The sequence below is a fragment of the Pseudomonas sp. P4_C8 genome (assembly GCF_056401975.1).
Window position 1 is genome coordinate 19442 of the sequence record NZ_JBFUIH010000032.1, and the last position, 22409, is coordinate 41850.

23 protein-coding genes and 1 pseudogene are annotated in these 22409 nt (G+C 58.0%); 15 read left to right on the forward strand and 9 right to left on the reverse strand.

Translation table 11 applies throughout. The features are described 5' to 3' along the window. Window positions 1-104: 104 nt before the first annotated feature. From AC1DWM_RS20090 to AC1DWM_RS20110, 5 genes are all read left to right on the forward strand, one after another. Entirely contained in the window at window positions 105-1811 is a 1707-nt protein-coding gene (locus tag AC1DWM_RS20090; RefSeq protein ID WP_477795959.1) for a copper resistance system multicopper oxidase, read from the forward strand. Between the two features lie 11 nt (window positions 1812-1822). Beyond that, window positions 1823-2710 (forward strand): copper resistance protein B, encoded by an 888-nt coding sequence (locus AC1DWM_RS20095; RefSeq protein WP_477795960.1) that lies wholly within the window; start codon window positions 1823-1825, stop codon window positions 2708-2710. A gap of 38 nt (window positions 2711-2748) precedes the next feature. After that, window positions 2749-3120 (forward strand): copper homeostasis periplasmic binding protein CopC, encoded by a 372-nt coding sequence (copC, locus tag AC1DWM_RS20100; protein WP_477795961.1) that lies wholly within the window; start codon window positions 2749-2751, stop codon window positions 3118-3120. Between the two features lie 3 nt (window positions 3121-3123). Beyond that, window positions 3124-4062, forward strand: a complete 939-nt coding sequence (copD, locus tag AC1DWM_RS20105; protein WP_223521141.1) for a copper homeostasis membrane protein CopD — start codon at window positions 3124-3126, stop codon at window positions 4060-4062. A 107-nt stretch (window positions 4063-4169) separates the two neighbouring features. Further along, the gene (locus tag AC1DWM_RS20110) at window positions 4170-4955 is read left to right on the forward strand and encodes a transporter substrate-binding domain-containing protein (RefSeq protein WP_477795962.1); all 786 of its coding nucleotides are present in this window, start codon (window positions 4170-4172) and stop codon (window positions 4953-4955) included. Between the two features lie 120 nt (window positions 4956-5075). On the opposite strand, the gene AC1DWM_RS20115 is transcribed toward AC1DWM_RS20110, so the two are convergent. Beyond that, on the reverse strand, window positions 5076-5294 hold the full coding sequence (locus tag AC1DWM_RS20115) for a YceK/YidQ family lipoprotein (protein ID WP_223521137.1): 219 nt from the start codon (window positions 5292-5294) through the stop codon (window positions 5076-5078). A gap of 747 nt (window positions 5295-6041) precedes the next feature. On the opposite strand from AC1DWM_RS20115, the gene AC1DWM_RS20120 reads away from it, so the two are divergent. The 3 genes from AC1DWM_RS20120 to tal all read left to right on the forward strand — a co-directional run bounded on the left by AC1DWM_RS20120 (window position 6042) and on the right by tal (window position 9400). Next, window positions 6042-7124 (forward strand): 2OG-Fe(II) oxygenase, encoded by a 1083-nt coding sequence (locus AC1DWM_RS20120; protein WP_223521135.1) that lies wholly within the window; start codon window positions 6042-6044, stop codon window positions 7122-7124. 175 nt (window positions 7125-7299) lie between these two features. Next, window positions 7300-8295 (forward strand): tRNA dihydrouridine(20/20a) synthase DusA, encoded by a 996-nt coding sequence (gene dusA / locus AC1DWM_RS20125; protein ID WP_477795963.1) that lies wholly within the window; start codon window positions 7300-7302, stop codon window positions 8293-8295. A 178-nt stretch (window positions 8296-8473) separates the two neighbouring features. Next, the gene (tal, locus tag AC1DWM_RS20130) at window positions 8474-9400 is read left to right on the forward strand and encodes a transaldolase (RefSeq protein WP_223511646.1); all 927 of its coding nucleotides are present in this window, start codon (window positions 8474-8476) and stop codon (window positions 9398-9400) included. Window positions 9401-9632: 232 nt separating this feature from the next. On the opposite strand, the gene rssC is transcribed toward tal, so the two are convergent. Both rssC and rssB read right to left on the reverse strand, forming a co-directional pair. Then, a complete protein-coding gene (gene rssC / locus AC1DWM_RS20135; protein WP_007943680.1) occupies window positions 9633-10115 on the reverse strand; it encodes an anti-sigma factor antagonist RssC in 483 nt (160 codons plus the stop codon). Then, complete coding sequence (gene rssB, locus AC1DWM_RS20140; protein WP_223511648.1) at window positions 10115-11296, reverse strand: two-component system response regulator RssB; 1182 nt, start codon at window positions 11294-11296, stop codon at window positions 10115-10117. The genes rssC and rssB overlap by 1 nt, the downstream gene beginning before the upstream one ends. A 276-nt stretch (window positions 11297-11572) precedes the next feature. Between rssB and AC1DWM_RS20145 the strand changes: the two are divergent. After that, window positions 11573-11872: pseudogene (locus tag AC1DWM_RS20145) on the forward strand (PilZ domain-containing protein). Between the two features lie 60 nt (window positions 11873-11932). Here the strand turns inward: AC1DWM_RS20145 and AC1DWM_RS20150 are convergent. Next, window positions 11933-12622, reverse strand: a complete 690-nt coding sequence (locus tag AC1DWM_RS20150; RefSeq protein ID WP_477795964.1) for an MlaA family lipoprotein — start codon at window positions 12620-12622, stop codon at window positions 11933-11935. A 201-nt stretch (window positions 12623-12823) separates the two neighbouring features. On the opposite strand from AC1DWM_RS20150, the gene AC1DWM_RS20155 reads away from it, so the two are divergent. Beyond that, window positions 12824-13444, forward strand: coding sequence for an HAD superfamily inactivated hydrolase PcrP (locus AC1DWM_RS20155; RefSeq protein ID WP_223511651.1), 621 nt, complete (start codon window positions 12824-12826; stop codon window positions 13442-13444). Window positions 13445-13553: 109 nt separating this feature from the next. Continuing rightward, entirely contained in the window at window positions 13554-13817 is a 264-nt protein-coding gene (locus tag AC1DWM_RS20160; protein ID WP_109785926.1) for a DUF4404 family protein, read from the forward strand. A gap of 172 nt (window positions 13818-13989) precedes the next feature. Here AC1DWM_RS20160 and queF read toward each other — a convergent pair whose 3' ends face one another. Together queF and copI are read right to left on the reverse strand one after the other, a co-directional pair. Beyond that, complete coding sequence (gene queF, locus AC1DWM_RS20165) at window positions 13990-14820, reverse strand: NADPH-dependent 7-cyano-7-deazaguanine reductase QueF (RefSeq protein WP_477795965.1); 831 nt, start codon at window positions 14818-14820, stop codon at window positions 13990-13992. Between the two features lie 61 nt (window positions 14821-14881). After that, window positions 14882-15406 (reverse strand): copper-resistant cuproprotein CopI, encoded by a 525-nt coding sequence (gene copI / locus AC1DWM_RS20170; protein ID WP_477795966.1) that lies wholly within the window; start codon window positions 15404-15406, stop codon window positions 14882-14884. Between the two features lie 155 nt (window positions 15407-15561). Between copI and AC1DWM_RS20175 the strand changes: the two genes are divergently transcribed. Both AC1DWM_RS20175 and AC1DWM_RS20180 read left to right on the forward strand, forming a co-directional pair. After that, window positions 15562-16242, forward strand: a complete 681-nt coding sequence (locus tag AC1DWM_RS20175; RefSeq protein ID WP_477795967.1) for a heavy metal response regulator transcription factor — start codon at window positions 15562-15564, stop codon at window positions 16240-16242. Beyond that, on the forward strand, window positions 16242-17591 hold the full coding sequence (locus tag AC1DWM_RS20180; protein WP_477795968.1) for a heavy metal sensor histidine kinase: 1350 nt from the start codon (window positions 16242-16244) through the stop codon (window positions 17589-17591). The genes AC1DWM_RS20175 and AC1DWM_RS20180 overlap by 1 nt, the downstream gene beginning before the upstream one ends. A gap of 125 nt (window positions 17592-17716) precedes the next feature. On the opposite strand, the gene AC1DWM_RS20185 is transcribed toward AC1DWM_RS20180, so the two are convergent. The 3 genes from AC1DWM_RS20185 to AC1DWM_RS20195 all read right to left on the reverse strand — a co-directional run bounded on the left by AC1DWM_RS20185 (window position 17717) and on the right by AC1DWM_RS20195 (window position 20968). Next, on the reverse strand, window positions 17717-18961 hold the full coding sequence (locus AC1DWM_RS20185; RefSeq protein ID WP_477795969.1) for a lipoprotein-releasing ABC transporter permease subunit: 1245 nt from the start codon (window positions 18959-18961) through the stop codon (window positions 17717-17719). 65 nt (window positions 18962-19026) lie between these two features. After that, a complete protein-coding gene (gene lolD, locus AC1DWM_RS20190) occupies window positions 19027-19710 on the reverse strand; it encodes a lipoprotein-releasing ABC transporter ATP-binding protein LolD (RefSeq protein ID WP_223511658.1) in 684 nt (227 codons plus the stop codon). Window positions 19711-19717: 7 nt separating this feature from the next. Then, window positions 19718-20968: a lipoprotein-releasing ABC transporter permease subunit gene (locus AC1DWM_RS20195; RefSeq protein WP_223511659.1), complete on the reverse strand. Its 1251-nt coding sequence runs from the start codon at window positions 20966-20968 to the stop codon at window positions 19718-19720. Window positions 20969-21062: 94 nt separating this feature from the next. On the opposite strand from AC1DWM_RS20195, the gene AC1DWM_RS20200 reads away from it, so the two are divergent. After that, on the forward strand, window positions 21063-21641 hold the full coding sequence (locus tag AC1DWM_RS20200) for a PilZ domain-containing protein (protein ID WP_223511660.1): 579 nt from the start codon (window positions 21063-21065) through the stop codon (window positions 21639-21641). Between the two features lie 14 nt (window positions 21642-21655). Beyond that, on the forward strand, window positions 21656-22378 hold the full coding sequence (locus tag AC1DWM_RS20205) for a glycerophosphodiester phosphodiesterase (protein ID WP_223511661.1): 723 nt from the start codon (window positions 21656-21658) through the stop codon (window positions 22376-22378). Window positions 22379-22409 lie beyond the last annotated feature (31 nt).

Below are 22409 nucleotides of genomic sequence, written 5' to 3' on the forward strand. Positions count from 1 at the left end.
ACCGCGTGAACCTGTCAAAACTGTAATCCCCACCTCAGTCTTCTGAAAGGCAGCCTTCGTTAGTCTCGCCGTCAACTCCACGTTGACGGACCGGGAACAACGGCATGCATTCCAACACTTCAAGACGCACTTTCGTGAAGGGCCTGGCCGCCGGCGGGTTGCTCGGCGGCCTCGGCTTATGGCGCGCACCGGTCTGGGCAGTCACCAGCCCCGGCGAACTTCAAGTCCTGGCAGGCACCGATTTCGACCTGTTGATCGGCGAAACCCCGGTCAACTTCACCGGCAACCCACGCTCCGCCATGACCATCAACGGCGGCATTCCCGGCCCGCTGCTGCGCTGGCGTGAAGGCGACACCGTCACGTTGCGGGTGAGGAACAAACTCAAGGACGACACCTCCATCCACTGGCACGGCATTTTGCTGCCGGCCAACATGGACGGCGTACCAGGCTTGAGCTTCCACGGCATCGAACCCGGGGGAATGTACCTCTACCAATTCAAGGTTCGGCAAAACGGTACTTACTGGTACCACAGCCATTCAGGCCTTCAGGAACAGTCCGGCGTTTACGGCCCGCTGGTGATCGACGCCAAAGAGCCTGAGCCGTTCCAGTACGACCGCGACTACGTGGTGATGCTGACCGACTGGACCGACGAAGACGCCGTCAGCCTGATGAAGACGCTGAAAAAACAGTCCGACTACTACAACTACAACAAACCCACCGTGGGTGATTTCATCCACGACGTCGGCGAAAAAGGTTGGGGCCCAACGGTCGCGGATCGAAAGATGTGGGCCGAGATGAGGATGAACCCAACCGATCTCGCCGACGTCAGTGGCGCCACTTACACCTTTTTGATCAACGGCCAGGCGCCGGACATGAACTGGACCGGTGTGTTCCGGCCCGGCGAGAAGCTGCGCCTGCGCTTCATCAACGGCTCTGCCATGACGTATTTCGACGTGCGCATTCCCGGCCTGAAAATGACCGTGGTGGCGGCAGATGGATTGCACGTCAAACCGGTGAACGTCGACGAGTTTCGGATCGCGGTGGCGGAGACGTTCGATGTGATCGTCGAGCCGACGCAAGAGGCCTACACCCTCTTCGCCCAATCGATGGATCGCACCGGGTATGCACGCGGCACGCTGAGCGCGAAGGCGGGTTTATCCGCGCCAATCCCTGCGCTGGACCCTCGCCCACGGGTGACCATGGATGACATGGGCATGGGTGGGATGGACCACGGCAGCATGGGCGATATGGCAGGCATGGATCACAGCAGCATGGCCATGCCGGGCATGCAATCTCATCCGGACACGGAAAAAGACAATCCGCTGGTGGACATGCAGGCCATGACCACCTCGCCAAAACTCGACGATCCGGGGTTGGGCCTGCGCAACAACGGACGCAGGGGCCTCACCTATTCCGACCTGCGCAGCACCTTCGAAGACCCCGATGGCCGAGAGCCAGGTCGCACCATCGAACTGCACCTCACCGGCCACATGGAGAAATTCGCCTGGTCGTTCAACGGCGTGAAATTCTCCGACGCCGAACCGCTGCGCCTCAAGTACGGAGAGCGAGTACGCGTGGTGCTGGTCAACGACACGATGATGACCCACCCCATTCACCTGCACGGCATGTGGAGCGACCTCGAAGACGAAAACGGCCAGTTCATGGTGCGCAAACACACGATAGACATGCCACCCGGCTCCCGGCGCAGTTACCGGGTAACCGCCGATGCGCTCGGCCGCTGGGCCTATCACTGCCATCTCCTGTACCACATGGAAATGGGCATGTTCCGTGAAGTTCGCGTGGAAGAATGAGGCGCTATCCCATGACCAGACTTACCCCGATTTCCCTGGCGCTCATGACGGTGGGCCTGACGCTCTCTTCGGCCATGGCCGCTACCCACGACATGCAGGGCATGGACCACAGCCAAATGACCGGCATGGATCATAGCCAGATGCAAAGCATGGGCGACTTCCAGATGCAGCCCGCCGCGCCGACCGAAAGCCGCACACCGATACCGGTGCTGACCGATGCCGATCGCGCCACCGTGTTCGCCAGCCCCGGCGGGCACAAGGTGCATGACTCCGCGCTCAACTATTACTTCCTCGCCGACAAACTCGAATGGCAGGACGCCGACGACGGCAGCACGCTCGTCTGGGATCTCTCCGGCTGGGTCGGTGGCGACATCGATCGCCTGTGGCTGCGCTCCGAAGGCGAGCGCAGCAACGGCAAGACCGAGGACGCCGAAGTCCAGGCGCTGTGGGGCCACGCGATTTCCCCTTGGTGGGACGTGGTCAGCGGCGTACGCCAGGACTTCAAACCCGGCGCCCCGCAAACCTGGGCAGCCTTCGGCGTGCAAGGTATGGCGCTGTACAACTTCGAAGCCGAGGCCACTGCGTTCATCGGCGAAGCTGGCCAAACCGCCGCCAGACTGGAAGGCGACTACGACATTCTGCTGACCAACCGGCTCATCCTGCAGCCTACCGCCGAGCTGAATGTCTACGGTAAAAACGACCCGCAACGGGGCATCGGCTCGGGTCTGTCCAACACCGAAGCCGGTCTGCGCCTGCGCTATGAAATCCGCCGCGAATTCGCGCCGTACGTTGGCGTGACCTGGTATCGCACCTACGGCAAAACCGCCGACTACGCCACCAACGAAGGCGAGGATCGCAGTGAAACGCGCCTCGTCCTCGGGGTTCGGCTGTGGTTTTAAACCCTTTTACCCACAACAACAATTTAACGAGGCCTTGCATGCGCACCATCAAAATCAACGCTTTCGCCGTCGGATTGCTGATGAGCACACTCGCTCAAGCACACCCGAAACTGCTCTTCTCCGCCCCAACTGAAGGCGCGGATGGCGCGTCGCCCAACACGATCGAACTGCACTTCTCGGAAAACCTCATGACCCAGTTCTCCGGCGCAAAACTGGTGATGACCGAAATGCCCGGAATGGCCCACTCGCCGATGCCGATGAAAGCCAAAGTCACCGGCGGCAGCGACCCGAAAACCATGGTCATCACTCCACTGTCGCCACTGCCCACTGGCACCTACAAAGTGGAATGGCGCGCGGTGTCCTCGGACACCCACCCGATCACCGGCAATGTCACGTTTAAAGTGAAGTGATGGATGAGCGACTCGGTCAGCATTGCGCTGCGGTTTGCGTTGTATCTGGATTTGATGCTGCTGTTCGGGCTGGCGCTGTTTGGGCTTTACAGCCTTCAAGGACGGGAGCGGTTGTCAGGGGCGGTGTTGTCGTTTCGGTCGATGTTGACGGGGACTGCGATGCTGGGTGTGTTGCTGTCCGTCGTCAGCATGGTGACGATGGCGAGCGCCATGAGCGGAGAGTCGGACCTCACTGAACTGCGCCCGCACATCGAGATGATGGTGCTTGAGACGGATGTCGGATTGGCCTGGATCGTGCGCATCGTTGCGCTGGTGGTCTGCGGTTTAGCCATGATGCTCAACCCTCGCGCGCCCGGTGTAAGTTTGCTGGTCGCCTCGATCGCCGGCGGCATTACCCTCGCCTCCCTGGCCTGGAGCGGACATGGCGCGATGGATGAAGGCAGTCGGCGTATCTGGCATTTCACCAGCGACATTCTGCATTTGTTGGCGGCGGGTGCCTGGCTGGGTGCACTGGTGGCGTTTGCGTTGATGGCGAAGATCAATGCGCTGCAAACCGAAGTGCGCATCAGGTTGCTGGCCCGTGCGGTGACGCGGTTTGAAACCGCAGGTGCGTTGATCGTCGTGGTCATTACGGTGACGGGTGTTGTGAACTATCTGTTTATCGTTGGCCCGAAACTGGATGACGTTTTACTCAGCACCTACGGGATTTTGCTGTTTATCAAAGTCGCACTGTTCGCCGCAATGCTGGTGCTCGCGGCGTTGAACAGATTTCACCTCGGGCCATTTTTGGAACGGTCGCTACGAGATGGGCAGTATCAGGTCGCAGCCAATGCGTTGCGGCGCAGCGTGCTGGTGGAACTGGCGGCAGCGGTGTTGATTGTCGGGTTGGTGGCATGGCTGGGGACGTTGAGTCCGGAAATGGCCAACGGGGTCAGCGGTTGAGACGGGACTCAAACCCCAGGACAGTATTTAGTGTTTATTATCCGTTCGGGGACGGTCGTGCGTTATCGCTGAACCGATGAGATTCCATCAAAAAAAGTCCGAGAACAATGAAGAATATAAAAAGCACAATGATGCTCGGCGGTTTGCTCGTTCTATCGTTTGGCGTACAGGCAGAACCATCGCATCTGGACAGCGTCATCCAGCAAGGCCAACTTCGCGTGTGCACCACAGGCGACTACAAACCCTACACCTACAAAGCCGAGAACGGCGAATATTCAGGCATCGACATCGCCATGGCCCAGTCACTGGCGGACAGCCTGGGCGTCAAGGTTGAATGGGTGCAGACCACTTGGAAAACCCTGTTGCCCGACATGCTGGCGGGCAAATGTGACATCGGCATGGGTGGGATCTCGGTCACTCTGGAGCGCCAGAAAAAAGCCTTCTTCAGCACCACGCTAGACGTCGATGGCAAAATCCCGCTGGTGCGCTGCGAAGAGCAGGCGCTGTACCAAACCGTCGAGCAAATTAACCAGCCCTCAGTGCGCCTGGTTGAACCGGCCGGCGGCACTAACGAAGCGTTTGTTCACGCCTTCCTGCCCAAAGCGCAACTGAGCCTTCACGACAACGTGACCATCTTTCAGGAACTGCTGGACAAGAAGGCTGACGTGATGATTACCGATGCGTCGGAAGCGCTGTACCAGCAGAAACTCAAACCCGGATTGTGCGCAGTTAACCCGAGTCAGTTTATGCAGTATGGGGAAAAGGCTTACCTGCTGCCGCGCGACGACATGACCTGGAAGTTGTATGTCGATCAGTGGTTGCACTTGGCCAAGGTGACAGGTAATTACCAAAAAGTCCTAAGCCAATGGATCGCGACGCCCGAAACTAAATAGCCGCTAGATTATCCCCCGTAGCAACTGGCGAAGCCTGCGTCCAACTGCGCAGCAGTCGCCAACCCAAAGCACACGGCACATCAGGCAAAACCCAAAACGGCGGAAACAGTTCCGCCGTCGTTAATCGTCGTGCAACAAACCCGAACTGTACTCGCCGAAGCTGTTGCCGAGCGCACTGCCATGGAATTTCATCTTGTCGGGGTTGTTGGTCGGCCCCGGGCCAAAGCCGGCAGACGGCAGGGTGGCTTCTGAGTAATCGCTATGGGTGTTCACACCCGAACAGGCGCTCAACAGCAACGCACCACCGATTAGTACGACTTTGACGAGATTCGAGATCATTTTTTCAGTTCCCTGTGGGATGGAAGTGCGGTGATACGAGCTTGAGTCGTAATCCTAGGCGGTAATCTCGGTGGGCATTGTGAAACTTTGCTGGGCGACAGCATTGGTTCAGCCAGGGCGGTTTCCGGATGGAAAAACGGGTGTTCCCTCAGGAACGCCCTTTTCTGTTTAGAGCCGCGACGCCTAAACCTGCGCCTGCAATCGCCGCCCCACTACATCCATCAAATCACAGCCATCACGCAACGGAATCGCCAGCACCCGCGCGAAGATGAATTGGATGTAGCAATCCACCGCAGCCCCGGCCCGCCTAGCCTCCCCTGCTTTTTTTCTTCACCGTGTAGCAATTCTTAAGCAGGCTGAAACACATGCCTGTCACGGACACTACCTGTTATTTGTTTGTAGTCTTGGGGGAGTCGACCATTGCTTAGGAAAGAGGGCAGGAAGTCACCCTCTCAACATTCGACTGCTACGCTGAATTCTTCACGGAGGATTCGCGATGCCACACTCTGATCTGCTCCCTAGTCATGAATGAGAGGTCGCCATCAGCGCTCTGGGCAGCTTCTACAAGACTGAACTAGCTTTACCTACAAGCTTCAAGTGCTTGGAGTTCTTCCTGCTTCGGCATCGCAGTGGGCGGTACCGTAAGCCCATTCGTACGCGGCACTTTTGGGGAAGAAGCAATGCTCAGCTTGAGTCTCCTGGCTTTATTCCTGATAGCGATCCACTGCCTGTCGGCAAGGAGATGTGATGCGCGCCACAGCGTTTTCAGTCGGTCAACCTGCTCCATGGTTCCATTGCCGCACTCAACAAAGAGAGCACTTTTGTTTCGACACTATTGCCGGTCGGTATGTAGTGCTTTCTTTTTTCGGTTCTGCGGCTGATCCCGCATCAATTAAAGTTCTGGAAGGTGTTCGGGCCCATCGTCAGCGGTTCAATGACGATCAAGTCTGCTTCTTTGGTGTTTCCGTAGATCCGGATGATGAAAAGCTGAAGCGGGTAGAAAGTGCGATACCTGGCGTGCGCTTCATCTGGGACTTCGATCGGTCAGTTAGTAAGCTCTACGGTACATTGCAGATAGACGGCAGCATCAGGCAAATGACCTATGTGCTGGATCCTGCGTTACGTGTCCTGGCCATCGTCCCGATAGAGACGCGAGTTGATAACCATGTACCCTCGTTAATGCGTTTTCTGGATAGATTACCCGCACTGATGCCGCCACATGCCGCCACTCCACACGCACCAGTCTTGGTGATTCCCCGTATATTTGAGCCCAAGCTGTGTAAAGCACTAATAAGTTACTACGACGAACGTGGTGGAGAGGAATCCGGGTTTATGGTGGAGCAGTCGGGTAAAACCGTCCACATCACCGACCATGGCCACAAGCAACGTCGTGACTGCACTATTGAAGACGAGGCTCTATCCAAAGCATGTTCGTTGCGTATAGCCAACCGTCTGCTTCCAGAGCTACATAAAGCGTTCCAGTTCAATGCCACTCGAATGGAGCGCTATCTGGTGGCCTGCTACAACAGCGAGGAAGGCGGGCATTTCCGGCCCCATAGGGATAACACCACGAAGGGTACAGCGCATCGCCGTTTTGCCGTTTCCTTGTTTCTTAACACGGGAGAGTACGAAGGCGGTTCTCTGCATTTTCCAGAGTATGGAAAAATGCTTTACAGCGCGCCAACAGGAGGGGTCGTGGTGTTTTCGTGTTCACTTTTGCACGAAGCCACTCCTGTAACCCAAGGTCGCCGTTATATGTTTCTCCCGTTTTTATACGATGATGCTGCTCGCGCCATTCGAAAACAGAATCTCCCATTTTTTGGAAGCTGACTCGTACTCAAACACAAAATAAAGGGGACGGATTTATTGACTCATAGCTTGCCTTGCTAAATCCCCCCAACCCTTTGCTCATACGCCCTGATCAACCGCAGCAAGACTCGCCCGCGCCCCATAAGCCCAATCCTGATAAACTCCCGTCTTTCGCCCCACCGATTCCAGACCCCCAATGCCCCCAATCACCGCCACACCCGCCCCGCTCTCCCGCCGCTTCTCCGTCGCACCGATGATGGATTGGACCGATCGTCACTGCCGTTTTTTCCTACGTCTATTGTCGAAAAACGCCCTCCTCTACACCGAAATGGTCACCACCGGCGCGCTCCTAAACGGCGATCACGACCGTTTCCTGCGTCACAACGAAGCCGAACACCCGCTCGCCCTGCAACTCGGCGGTAGTGTTCCGCTGGACCTGGCCGCCTGCGCCCGCATGGCTCAGGAACATGGCTACGACGAGGTGAATTTAAACGTCGGCTGCCCGAGTGATCGGGTGCAGAACAATATGATTGGCGCGTGCCTGATGGGGCATCCGCAGTTGGTGGCTGATTGTGTGAAGGCGATGCGTGATGCGGTGTCGATTCCGGTGACGGTGAAGCACCGCATCGGGATTAATGGGCGGGACAGTTACGAGCAGTTGTGTGATTTCGTCGGTACGGTTCGGGATGCCGGGTGTACGAGTTTTACGGTGCATGCGCGGATTGCGATTCTGGAGGGGTTGTCTCCGAAGGAGAACCGCGACATTCCGCCCCTGCGTTATGACGTGGCGGCGCAGTTGAAGACGGATTTTCCGGACCTGGAGATTATTCTCAACGGCGGGATCAAGACGCTTGAGGCTTGTCACGAGCATTTGCAGACGTTCGACGGTGTGATGCTGGGCCGTGAGGCGTACCACAATCCTTATGTGATGGCTGAGGTGGACCAGCAGCTGTTCGGCAGCACGGCACCGGTGATCACTCGGGCCGAGGCGCTGGCGCAGTTGCGGCCTTATATCGCCGCGCACATCGATGCGGGTGGTTCGATGCACCATATCACCCGGCATGTACTGGGACTGGGCACCGGATTCCCGGGGGCGCGCAAGTTTCGGCAGTTGTTGTCGGTGGATATTCATAAGGCCAAGGAGCCTTTGGTGTTGCTGGATCAGGCGGCGGAGTTGTTGGAGGGGCGCTAATAGTCGCCCGGGTTGAACCTGTGCGCTGATTTGGCATCGTATTTATCGATACCGCGCCCCGCCATTCAAACAGCCGTTTTCAGGTTGTTGCCGCTGGGGCCATCGATACGTACATGCGCCCTTGAGTGGCTGTCAGCGCTCGGGTAATGTCATTAGACCCACAGGACAGAGCACGCCCATGACTTCCAAGCTGGAACAACTTAAACAAATGACCACCGTAGTTGCCGATACTGGCGACTTCGAAGCGATCGCTCGCGTTAAACCGGTGGACGCTACCACCAACCCTTCCCTGCTGCTCAAAGCCGCGGCTATCCCTGCGTATGCCGAGTTGCTGAATGCTTGCGTTCACGACTGCAAAGGCGATGTGGGCCTGGCCAGCGACCGTTTCGGTGTTGCGGTCGGGCAAGAGATTCTGAAGGTTGTACCGGGCCGTATTTCCACCGAAGTGGATGCGCGCCTGTCGTTCGACACTGACGCCGTATTGAAGCGTGCGCACCGTCTGATCGAGTTGTACGACAAGGCCGGCATTGGCCGTGACCGCGTGCTGATCAAGATCGCCTCCACCTGGGAAGGCATCCGCGCGGCGCAGACGCTGGAAAAAGAAGGCATCCAGACCAACCTGACGCTGTTGTTCTCCTTTGCTCAGGCGGCGGCGTGTGCCGATGCGGGTGTGTTCCTGATTTCGCCGTTCGTGGGCCGGATTTACGACTGGTACAAAAAAACCAACGGCAACGACTACATCGGCGCGGATGATCCGGGCGTGCAGTCGGTGACGCGGATTTACAACTACTACAAGGCCAATGACTACAAGACTGTGGTGATGGGCGCGAGCTTCCGTAACCTGGGCCAGATCGAGCAGTTGGCGGGTTGTGATCGCCTGACAATCAGCCCGGACCTGCTGGAGAAGCTGGCGGCAGATACTGGCAAGCTGGAACGCAAGCTGGCACCTGGGCATGCCGGTGAAGCGCGCCTGAGCTTGAATGAAGCGCAGTTCCGTTGGTTGTCCAACGAGGACGCGATGGCGACTGAGAAACTGGCTGAGGGTATTCGTCAGTTTGCTCGGGATCAGGAGAAGCTTGAGGCGCTGCTGCAGGCCAAGCTGTGATTTGAGGTAGCTGGAAGCAAAAAGGGCGAACCTTGGTAGGTTCGCCCTTTTTTATGCTTGGGTGGTTTGGCTTCGCGCCTGATGAATGGTGACAGGTATGACGCTATCGCGAGCAGGCTCGCTCCCACAGGGGATTTGTGGGGATCTGAGATTGTGTATCCGAAGGAAACTCAATGTGCGAGCGAGCCTGCTCGCGATGGGGCCAGACAGGCCCACATCACTTTAAGCCTAATCAGTGACGCTCGAGCGCATTCACCAGGTCATGGAACGCTTCGCGATTGTGGTCATTGAGGCCCATGAGGATTTTGTGTGCTTCGAGGACTTTGATACGCACCACTTCTTCGGACTGGTCCTGGTCTGGCAGGTCGTCCAGGCATTCCGGGCAAGGCACGGGCTGGTCAACAATGTTGAACACTTGCTCGAAACCCATGGATTCCAGCAGACGGGTGATGTCTTCGTGGGTGGTGACGACGGTCGGCAGGAGGCCGACCTTCTGCCGCGACAGGATCGACAGCTTGGCCAGCAGGCCAAGGGTGGTGCTGTCAATGCTGCGGGTTTCGGTCAGGTCGATCACGATCGCGTTGAAGTTCAACGCGGTGAAGATCCGATCAATAGTCGCATCCAACGCCGAACACAGGGTCAGGCGAACTTCACCGACGAATTTCAGGACGAAAGTGCCATCCTGCTCGGCGAACTGGATTCTACCGGTACTCATTAAAGATTCCTGCTCAACACCAACAGGGCGATATCATCCGGCATCTCCCCAAGCGTGGCCAATCCAAAAACCTGCCGCAGCCCATCCAGGGTGCCGCCCGCAGCCTTGACCCGTTGGGGCAACGCCGCTTCTTTTTCTTTGAGTGTGGGTTCTGGCAAAAGGTCCAGAATGCCATCAGACATCAGCGTCAGACTGAACGTCGGCGGCAGCTCCAGCACGTGGTCTTCGTAGGTGGCTTCATTAAAGAGGCCCACCGGCAGACCGCGCCCTTCCAGATAACGAACACTGTCTGGCGTGTACAACACAGGCAACGGCAAATGACCACCGATGCTATAGGTCAACAAACCTGTCTCCTCGTCGATGACTCCACCGACCATTGTGACGTGTTTTCCCAGCTTACAACTGATCAGGCCTCGGTTGATATGACCAAGGACCTCTGAAGGCTTGAATTCCGGCAATGTGCCGCTTCGCTTGGATTCGAACAGCAAGCGCGTGGTCATGAACTTCAGCAGCACGGTAACGAAGGCTGAAGAGGCGCCATGCCCGGAAACGTCTGCCAGGTAGAACGCTACCCGACGCTCGTCGACCCGAAAGTAGTCAACAAAATCACCCGACAGGTACAGCGACGGGATGATCTGGTGCGCAAACTGGAACTCGTCGATGGTCCAGGGGCTGACCGGCAGCATGTTCATCTGCACCTGGCGACCGGCGTTCTGGTCTTCCTGGAGCAGGTTCAGGCTGGCGGCGAGTTCGCGGTTGGCCTTTTCCAGCTTCTCGCGGTAGCGCTGGTTTTCCAGCAGCAGGCGCGCGCGATCCAGGGCTCGGCGCACAGAATGCTCGAGCACAGCCAGATCTTCGAGAGGCTTGATCAGGTAATCCGCAGCGCCCAGGCGCAGCGCCTCGACCGCGTCGTTCATCACGCCGGCACCCGAGACCACAATCACAGGGGTTTGCGGAGACCGCTCAGTGACCTGGCGGATAAGTTCGAGTCCGCCCATCTGCGGCATGCGCAGATCGCAGATGACCAAGTCGGGCTTGTCTTTCTCGAATACCTGAAGACCCTGCTGGCCGTTGCTGGCCTGCAGGACACTGAAACCACTGTCTTCCAAATAGGCCGCGAGACTCGCGCGCACTACTTCGTCATCATCGATTATCAGCAGCGTGGCACTGGTTTTTGGCATGTGGGCAAACGGCGCCAGAATTAGGTTGGCGTAGCAGGCAGGGGTTTTAGCCCGGCTCACACTACTGGATTCGCTTTCTAGCCTCTCTGCTGCACCGTTTTCGAGCGCTTGCCCTAATCACACGTACACCAGAGGTGCCCTTCTAAGGCGCAGACGGTACTCCCATCCGCGGGGCGTTTCAAGCTCACGCCGATGGTCGCTTGGCGTCTTTATTTGTCAAATCACTGAGAGTTATAAGAACAGACAAATCCGTAACCCAATGGAAGGATCGAGCCCATGAGTCAAACCAGTCGGGACTACAGCGAAAAGCGCGGTTTCATCCGCATACGAGTCGATGCCGAGGTGTCGTTGATTCATGAAGGCGATGAGGCTTCAGCCGTCTGCATCGACCTTTCCAGCAGTGGCATGCAGGTTGAAGCGAAGCGTGGATTCAACGTCGGCGACCGGCTCAACGTGCGCATCGGCTCCGATCACGCCGCATTAAAAGACCTTGAGGCCGACACCTAGGGGGTGTGGGTGAAGTCAGTGGACGGAGATGGACAGAAACTCGGGCTTACAATCTTGAAGAGAAAATAAGCCGGATCCAAACGACAGAAGGCGGCCCAATGGCCGCCTTCTTCGTCTTACGGATCGAGATTAAAAATCGTCTTCGACCTGGCCGTCTTTGACTTTGAATTCGCGGTTCTGCAAGTACGCATTACGAATAAAGGTGTACTTGTCACCGGTGATCAGTTTCTCGCTCGACAGCAAGCTGGCGCGCGTGTCGACGACGTTCAGGCCGAAGACCGAGTTACGCACCGGCACATCGTTGATGTACGGGTACGGGCCAGTGTAGCTGTCGACGACCTTGGAAGGCGCATCACGCACGGTGCTAGGGCCCAGCAATGGCAGCACCACGTAAGGACCGCTACCGACACCCCAATAGCCGAGGGTTTGACCGAAGTCTTCGTCGTTGCGGTGCAGGCCCATCTTGGTACCCACATCGAAAAAGCCCAGCAGGCCGAACGTGGTGTTGAAGATGATGCGTGCTGTATCAGTACCTGCGGCAGTCGGTTTAACCTGCAAAATGTTGTTCACCAGGTTGGTGACATCACCGACGTTGCGGAACATGTTGTGGATGCCGTCTTCCAGAAACTGCGGCGTTATGAACTCATAACCCTGAGCAACAGGCTTGAGTGCATAAGTGTCGATCACATCGTTGAACTTGAAGATCGGACGGTTAACGCTTTCCCAAGGATCGTCTTCCGAAGCAGCCTGAGCCGCAAACGGAACCAGCAACACGCCGGCACACACACAAAGCTGAGCGAAATGTTTGCTCCAGCGCATAGAAAAACTCCTTGGATTATTACTGGCGCGGGCACTCGGCCCGGGCGTTAAGCTAGTTAGTATAAGTCGGAAAAGCTGGTTTATGCAGCATCGTGCACATTCGCCTACAGATGAATCGCCCTGATTGGGAGCGTTTCACACCAATGTCACTCAACTGTCACTGACGCCGCATAGCCTTGTCACTATTTCAGGGACGTTGATATGCCAAACGCTGAAACCTTGCCCATTGCAGCACCCAGCTTGACCGCCGTCTTGTTCGGCCTCAGCGGTTGCCTGGTGGATTTCGGCGCCCGGACGCGCCAACACGGGGTTTATTCTGCGGAGCACGCCGAGGCCACTCCCGGTGCGCTGGACAGCCTGCGCAGTTTGCAGCGCAAGCAAATTCCCTGCGCCTGGCTCGATGAACTACCCCCTGCCCTCAGTCATTCTCTGGCCGTGACCCTGCCTTCCTGGATCAGCTCTTCGCAACACCCTGCAACAATCAACCCATGGCCCGCTCCGAACGCTTGCTGGCAAGCCCTGATGGCGTTGAATGTCGAACGCCTGGATGGCTGTGTGCTGGTCAGCGGCGAACCGCGATTGCTGCAATCGGGTTTGAATGCCGGGCTATGGACGATTGGCCTCGCGTCCTGCGGCTCGCTCTGCGGCCTCGCGCCCAGCGAATGGCATGCGTTAAGTCAAAAGGAACGCGAGCATTTACGCGGCAAGGCGACGATGCAGTTATTCAACTTGGGCGTGCATTCAGTGATCGATCATCTGGGCGAACTCGATACCTGCCTGGCCGATATCGGCCTGCGCCGGCTCAAGGGCGAAAAGCCCTGACCGAGATCATGCAGGTTGCGCGCAAGTGGATTAATCTAAAGGTCAGCCATAGACCTTTGGCACGAGGCTGCGGTCTATGCCAGTGCCTATTGATAGAAGGAAGAACGCCATGCCTGCCCGCGAACTGCAAGAACAGCTCAATGCCCTGCGCGAGCAATTGGAACAGAATCCTCCACTGTCCGAATCCGAACGTGAAAACCTGCATGAACTGATGCAACAGATCGAACTCAAGCTTGAGCTCGAAACCAAGACCCAGGACGCCAGCCTCGCCGACGGCGTTAATCTGGCCGTCGAACGCTTCGAACTCGAACACCCAACCCTGGCCGGCACCCTGCGCAACATTGCGCAAGCCTTGGGCAATATGGGCATCTGAACCCGCCAGATGCAAAAAAGCCCCGCTTTCGCTAGCGGGGCTTTTTCATATCCGGGATTTGTATGCAATCCCCCTGTGGGAGCGAGCCTGCTCACGATAGCTGAGTGTCAGACGACATCAATGTTGAATGATTCACAGCTTTCGCGAGCAAGCCCGCTCCCACATTAGATCTTCACTGACGGACCAGGCGGTGGTTCGGCAGTTGAACCTTTTCGGTGCTGCGATACGGGTTGATATCCAATCCCCCACGGCGTACATACCGCGCATATACCGTCAACTTCTCCGGCTTCAACAACCGCTGCAGGTCGAGAAAAATCCGCTCTACGCACTGTTCATGAAAGTCCGAGTGCTGACGGAAACTCACGATGTATTCCAGCAAACTCGCGTGATCCAGTGCCGCGCCACGGTATTCCACCGCCACGCTGCCCCAGTCCGGCTGACTGGTGACCGGGCAGTTGGATTTGAGCAAATGGCTGTGCACGCTCTCTTCGACAATACGCGACTCATCGCAACGCAACAGTTCCGGACGTGGATGCTCGTAGTTGCTGACGCTGATGTCCAGATCATCGATGCATACGCCCGGCAACGCGACAACGCCTTCGGCTTCCACGTCTTTGAGGCTGCGAATGCGCACGCCAACCGGCTTGCCGGCGGCGGCCGACAGGTCTTTCGCCAACGTCGCTTCAAGGTTCGCGGTGTCGGCAAACGGCGTCTGATTCAACGAGTTCAGGTACAGCTTGAACGACTTCGATTCGATGATGTTCGGCGAATCCGCCGGGATGCTGAACTCGCCAATCGCCACCACGGGCTTGCCGGATGGCAACAGCCACGACAGCTCGAAGCAATTCCAGAAATCCACGCCCTTGTATGGCAGGGTTTCAGCCGTCAGGCCCAGTTCGGCCCATTTCGCAGTGCGCGGAATCGGGAACAGCAAGGACGGCGTGTAAGTGGCAATGTATTCGCTGGATTTGCCCAGCGGCGAGTGTTCGGCTGCGGGATGCATGGCGGAAACCTGACTGAAGAATCAGCGGATTCTACCAGCCTTTGCGCCCGCCATTGAGTGCTTACTGACTGACAGTCAACTTGCCGACCATACCAGCCTGATAATGGCCGGGGATGTTGCAGGCAAATTCCAGGCTTGTGGCCTTGGTGAAGGTCCAGGTCAGTTCCGCCGTTTTGCCCGGCTCGACGAGGACGCTGTTCGGGTCGTCGTGTTTCATCGATCCATGATCCATGCCAGCCATCGAACCGTGGTCCATTTCCTTCATGCCTGTAGGCGTCAGCATGCCGCTCTGCTGCATCTGCAACATTTCCTGCTGGTGTTTGGCATGCATCGCCGCGTCCCCCAGGTTGAATTCGTGCAGCAACTGGCCTTTATTCACCAGCACAAAGCGAACCGTCTCACCGGCCTTGATCTCGATGGCCTTGGGAGTAAACGACATATCGCCCATCACCACTTCAATACTGCGAGTCGCCTTGGCCGCCGCAGCGGGCTGGCCGAAGTCGTAGGTATGCGCCGGGGCAGCCCACACCGGCGAACTCAATGCCAACAAACACGCCACCCGCAGCAAAGATTTGTGCAAAAACATCGTCGTACTCCAACAAGATAAGGTTCAGCCTGTGGAAAACTCTAAACTGCTGCCACTGCCCGCAACCTGACAGCCAGATTACAACTTTGTCAGGTTGATCTGTATCCACGCTGCCCACGGTATAAAGCGTTCGTTCAATTTACCCAGAGTCGCCCATGAAACTGCTGATCGTCGAAGACCAACCGAAAACCGGCCATTACCTGCGTCAGGGCCTGAGCGAGGCCGGTTTCAACGCCGAACTGGTGGCCGACGGCAGCACCGGGCAACAACTGGCGCTGAGCGGTGACTACGCGTTGTTGATTCTCGACGTGATGTTGCCCGGCCGCGATGGCTGGCAGATTCTGCAAGCAGTGCGCGCTGCTGGCTTGGACACGCCGGTACTTTTTCTGACAGCCCGTGACGCGGTGGAAGACCGAGTCCACGGTCTTGAACTCGGTGCCGACGATTACCTGGTCAAACCGTTCGCTTTCTCCGAACTGCTGGCCCGGGTTCGCAGCCTGTTGCGTCGTGGCAGCGCCTCGCCACAGGAAACCAGTTTGCAACTGGCTGATTTGCGCCTGGACTTGATCCGTCGCCGCGTTGAGCGCAGCGGTCAGCGCATCGACCTGACGGCCAAGGAATTCGCCCTGCTGGAGATGCTCCTGCGTCGTCAGGGCGAAGTCCTGCCCAAATCGCTGATCGCCTCTCAGGTCTGGGACATGAATTTCGACAGCGACACCAATGTGATCGAGGTCGCCATCCGTCGTTTGCGCCTGAAAATCGACGATGAATTCCCCAACAAACTGATCCACACCGTGCGCGGCATGGGTTACGTCCTTGAAGAGCGTTCAGCCTGATGCGGCATCTTTCGTTAAGCAGCCGTCTGGCGTTGCTGTTTGCGGCCTGCACGGCGGTGGTTTCGCTGTTCGCCGGGGTGTTGTTCAGCCGCGCCAGTGAAGCGCACTTCGTCGAACTCGATCAGCAGTTGCTGGACGGCAAGTTGATTGGTTTACGCCGGGCACTTCACGATATTCAATCCAGCGACAACCAAATCAGACTCGCGGATGAATTGAGCCGGCAGGCCGATTTGTCGCTGCGCATTACCGGCAGTGATGGCCAACGCTGGTATGACAGTTCGGCGCAGCTGCCGGACAAGCTCCCGCAAAAACCGGGTTTATCGACCCTGAACGACGACGGCACCGACTACCGAGTGTTGAATGCGCCGTTGTTCGTCGACAAACCTGACTCCCCACAACTGACCTTGTTACTGGACATCACCCATCACCAGCACTTTCTGCAACGCATGCAGCATCTGATCTGGCTGACGGTTGGCTTGTCAGCCTTGGCCACGGCCCTGCTCGGGGCTTGGGCGGCGCGCAGTGGATTGCGCCCGTTGCGGCGCATGAGTGCGGTCGCCCGCGGCGTTTCGGCGCAATCACTGAATGCGCGTCTGCCCGAAGAGAACATGCCGCCCGAACTCGCAGAAATGGCCCACAGCTTCAATGCCATGCTCGGACGCCTCGACGACTCTTTTCAACGGCTCTCGGCGTTCTCCGCTGACATCGCCCATGAACTGCGCACGCCGCTGTCCAATCTACTGACCCACACGCAGGTCACCCTCACCCGCCCCCGCCCCATCGAGGATTACCGCGAGGCGCTGCACAGTAACCTCGAAGAGCTGCAATGGATGGCGCAACTGGTCAACGACATGTTGTACCTGGCCAAGGCGGATCACGGGTTGCTGACGCCCAAGCGTGAACCGCTGGAGCTCGCGGCAGAAGCGGATGTGTTGCTGGAGTTTTTTGCGCCGCTGGCTGAAGACGCCAAGGTGGCGCTGAGTCGTGAAGGTAGTGCACGGATGGAGGGTGACCGCAGCATGTTGCGGCGGGCGCTTTCCAATTTGCTGGACAACGCGTTGCGGTTTACGCCGGCCGAGGGCGAGGTTCGGGTGCGGATTGTTGATCAGGTTAAAGGGTTGAGTCTGACGGTTGAGAACAGCGGCGACGGCATTGACGGGGCGTTGCTGCCGCGATTGTTTGACCGGTTTTATCGAGCCGATCCGGCGCGCCAGGAGGGCAGCAGTGAACATGCGGGGTTGGGACTGGCGATTACTCAGTCGATCATTCGTGCCCATGGTGGGCAGATTCGTTGCGAATCGGAGAATGGGTGGACGCGGTTTGTGATTGAGCTGCCCAAGGGAGATTGAGGCAAGCAGTTCCGGCCTCATCGCGAGCAGGCTCGCTCCCACAGTTGATCGAGTTGAATCACATATTTTGTGATCGACTCCAAACCCTGTGGGAGCGAGCCTGCTCGCGATGGCGACTTCAGGAGTTACGAATACCGCAACGCGTGAGCCGGCTCGATCTTCGCCGCACGCCACGCCGGATACACGGTGGCAAGGAAGCTCAAGATGAACCCCGCCGAGCAAATCAACAGCACATCCGCGCCCTGCAATTCCGAAGGCAGGTTGCTGACAAAATACACATCCGAACTGAAGATGTGCTGCCCACTCACCCGCTCGATCCAGCCCACCAATTCACTGACATTCAACGCCGCAATGACCCCAAGCACGCCGCCGATCAAGGTCCCGACAACTCCGATTACCGTCCCCTGGACCATGAAGATCGCCATGATCTGCCCCGGCGTGGCGCCGATGGTGCGCAGGATCGCGATGTCCGCGCCCTTGTCGTTCACCACCATGATCAAGGTCGCGATGATGTTGAACGCCGCCACCGCGACAATCATCAGCAACAGCAGGCCAATCATGGTCTTTTCCATTTTCATCGCGCTGAACAGGCTGCCCTGGGTGTGGGTCCAGTCGTCAGCCTTGTATGCGGTGCCCAAACTGCTGGCGATGTCGCTCGATACTTGCGGCGCGGCGTACAAATCCTTCACCGCCAGACGCACGCTCTGTACCTGATTCGGTTCCCAATGCTGCATCTGCGCGGCATCGGCGACGTGGATCAAAGCCATCGAACCGTCCAGCTCAGCACCGACCTTGAACACACCGACCACGTTCAGGCGCTGCATGCGCGGGGTAATCCCGCCCGGTGCGGTGCTGACTTCCGGCACGATCAGGGTGAGCTTGTCGCCGACGTTCAAACGGAAACGACGCGCCGTGATCTCGCCGATCACCACACCGAATTCACCCGGTTTCAAGGCATCAAGACGCCCCTGAACAATGTGCTGGGCAACGATCGACACCTTGCCTTCCTGCGCTGGATCGACGCCACTGACCTGGATCGGCTGCATCGTGCCCTTGTAGGACAGCATGCCTTCCATCTCGGTGAACGGCACGGCCGCCGTCACTTGCGGATTTTTCATCGCGGCAGCGGCGACAGGCTGCCAATCGTCGATCGGGTTCACGCCGACGATGGTGGCGTGCGGCACCATGCCGAGGATGCGCGAGCTCATTTCGCGCTGAAAACCGTTCATGACCGACAACACCACAATCATCGCCAGCACGCCGAGGGCGAGGCCGATCATCGAAGTCATCGAGATGAAGGATACAAAGCGATTGCGGCGCTTGGCGCGGGTATAACGCGCGCCGATGAAGATCGATAACGGTCTGAACATTCGCTGGGGCACCGTATAAAAATAAAAGACCCGGCGTACCGTCTGGTACGTCGGGTTTTGCTCAATCAGATGGGTGTCAGGCAACCTTCCTGCAAATGCAGGACGCGGTCCATCTGGCGGGCCAGGTTCATGTCGTGGGTCACCACCAGGAACGCGGTGCGCATCGACGTGCTGAGTTCCAGCATCAAATCCTGAATGCCTTGGGCGGTGTGGGAGTCGAGGTTGCCGGTCGGCTCATCGAGCATCACCAGCCCTGGATTGTTCACCAGGGCACGAGCGATAGCCACACGCTGGCGTTCACCACCGGACAATTCGGCCGGTTTGTGTTCCAGACGATGCCCCAGCCCTACCCGCTCCAGCAACGCCGTCGCACGCTGACGCGCTTGCGGGATCGCAGTTTTGCCAATCAGCAGCGGCATGCAGACGTTTTCCAGCGCGGTGAATTCCGGCAGCAAGTGGTGGAACTGGTACACGAACCCGAGGGCGCGGTTACGCAGCAGGCCGCGATTTTTCTCGCTCAACGCCGAGAGTTCTTCACCGTCGAGCCAGACGCTGCCCTTGGTCGGTGTATCAAGCCCGCCCAGCATATTGAGCAAGGTGCTTTTGCCGGAACCCGACTTGCCGACAATCGCCACGCGCTCACCCGGATGCAGTTCCAGTTGCAGACCGACCAGGACCTCCACCGACTCAGGGCCTTCCTCGTAGGATTTGCCCAGGTTGCGGCAGCTCAAGATTGCTTTATCACTCATGCCCGACTCACTCATAACGTAGCGCCTCCGCCGGCTGGGTGCGTGCGGCACGCCAGGCTGGATACAGGGTGGCGAGGAAACTCAGGACCAACGCGGCGCCGCAGACCATCAAGACGTCCTGGCTCTGCACTTGCGACGGCAGGTAATCGATGAAGTACACATCCGCATTGAGGAATTTGTGGCCGATCAGGCCTTCGAGGGCCGAGATCGCGGCGCTGACGTTCAACGCGGCGAAGATCCCGACCACGGCGCCAATCAGCGTCCCGACCACCCCGATGACGGTGCCCTGCACCATGAAGATCGCCATGATCGTGCGCGGCGTGGCGCCCAATGTGCGCAATATCGCGATGTCGCCCTTCTTGTCGTTCACCACCATCACCAGTGTGGAAATGATGTTGAACGCGGCAACGGCGACGATCAGCAACAACAGCAGACCGATCATGGCTTTTTCCATGCGGATCGCCTGATACAGATTGCCATGGGTGCGCGTCCAGTCGCGGGCATAGAAATGGTCTTCACCGAGCTGCTGGGCGATGCTCCACGCGGTGCGCGGCGCCTGGAACAGGTCGTCGAACTTCAGGCGAATGCCCTGCACCTGATCCGGTTTCCAGCGGTGCAGCCTGGCCAGATCCTGCAAGTTGGTGATGCCCAGATAACCGTCCAGCTCACCGGCGCCGACATGGAAGATGCCGACCACGGTAAAGCGTTTCATACGCGGGAACATGCCGGCCGGGGTCACGGTGACTTCAGGCGCAACAAACGTCAGCTTGTCGCCGATGGCGGCGCCGAGCTTGGCCGCGGCCTTGTCGCCGATGACGATGCCGAACTCACCCGGGACCAGATCGTCGAGTTTGCCCTGCTGCATGAAGTTATCAATGATCGAGACGTTACGCTCCAGCGCAGGATCGATGGCATTGAGCAGGACTTTGGAGACTTTGCCGTTGTTGGTCAGCAAACCCTGCATCTGAGTGAACGGCGCTACGGCCGTCACTTGCGAGTTCTTCTTGACCTTCGCGGCCAGGCTTTGCCAGTCACTGATCGGCTCACCGGACTCGATGGTCGCGTGGGGCACCATGCCCAGCACGCGGGTGCGCATCTCATGATCGAAGCCGTTCATGACCGACAGCACGACAATCATCACCACCACGCCAAGGGCGAGTCCGATCATCGAGGTCAGGGAAATGAACGACACAAAATGATTGCGACGCTTTGCACGGGTATAACGCGTGCCAATAAATACGAAGAGAGGTCTGAACATGTCGGGGCTTGTTCGGAGGGAAAAGGAACGTCCTTGTGGCGGGGGTCGATAACCAGCTTTACACTCAGACCACCGCCGCTACCATGGGTTCGCCATGTCGACATTAGATGAAGAAGATCGCCGCGAATACTACCGTATCGAGGACACGATCGCACTGGAAATTCGGACCCTGTCAGCTCCCGAGGCCGCTGGCCAGGAAGTGTTGCAGGATGCTTCTCCATTGTTCAATTTGCTTAGCGAGCTGCACCTGAGCGAATTCGAGTCGCAACACCTGTTACGCCAGATCAGTGAGCGCGACCGCAACCTCGCGGCGTTCTTGAAATCCCAGAACAAACGCATCGATTTACTGAGCCAGGTGATCGCAATCACTGTGCTTGGGCAGATCGGCGAGCCTCAGCCGGTGGTTATTTCCGAAGGCGGCATTGAGTTCCTTCATCCGACGCCTATCGCCGTGGGCACGCACCTGTCGGTCAAGCTGGTGCTGATGCCGCAAGCCCTCGGCCTGTTGCTGCGAGCCCGTGTCATCCATTGCGACCGCAAGGCTGGCAGCTTTGATGTCGGCACCGAGTTCGAACGCCCGACCGATGCTCAGCGGCAGTTGCTGGCCCGTTACATTTTGCAGAAGCAGGCCCAGGAACGACGACTGGCCCGTGAAAACGAATCAAGCATTTAATTTAAGGAAGAACCGTGACCCTCATCTACGGCCATCGCGGCGCCAAGGGCGAAGCACCGGAAAACACCCTGACCAGCTTTCAGCAATGCCTCAAGCACGGTATTCGCCGTTGCGAGCTGGACCTGCACCTGTCCATGGACAACGAGTTGATGGTCATCCACGACACGACACTCAAGCGCACCACCGACCGGCGTGGCAAGGTCGTCGAGCATACGGCGGCGGAACTGGTGACTTATGACGCGCGCAACGGCGGCCCAGGCTGGATCAAACCCTGCCCGATCCCGACGCTGGAAGAATTGTTCGAGAAGTGCGACTTCGATCACTGGCAACTGGAAGTCAAAAGCGCCTCACGCACCCGCGCTGCCACGACCGTGCTGGCGATTCGTGAAATGGCTCAGCATTTCGGCCTGCTCGACAAGGTCACGATCACCTCAAGTTCACGCGAAGTGCTCAAAGCCGCACTGGACCTAGTGCCGGACGTGTCTCGCGGATTGGTGGCCGAGTACGCCTGGCTTGACCCGCTGAAGGTCGCGCAAAGCTATGGCTGTGAGATTCTGGCGCTGAACTGGACCCTGTGTACGCCGGAACGCCTGCAGAAGGCGCAGCGTCAAGGGCTGCATGTGTCGGTGTGGACAGTCAACGAGCCCGCGCTAATGCGCAGACTCGCCGACTTCGGCGTTGACAGCCTGATTACAGACTTTCCCGGTTTGGCCAGCGCCACGCTCGAGAGTTGCTGAAATCGGTCTCCCCGGCCGGCTCAGGCCACCG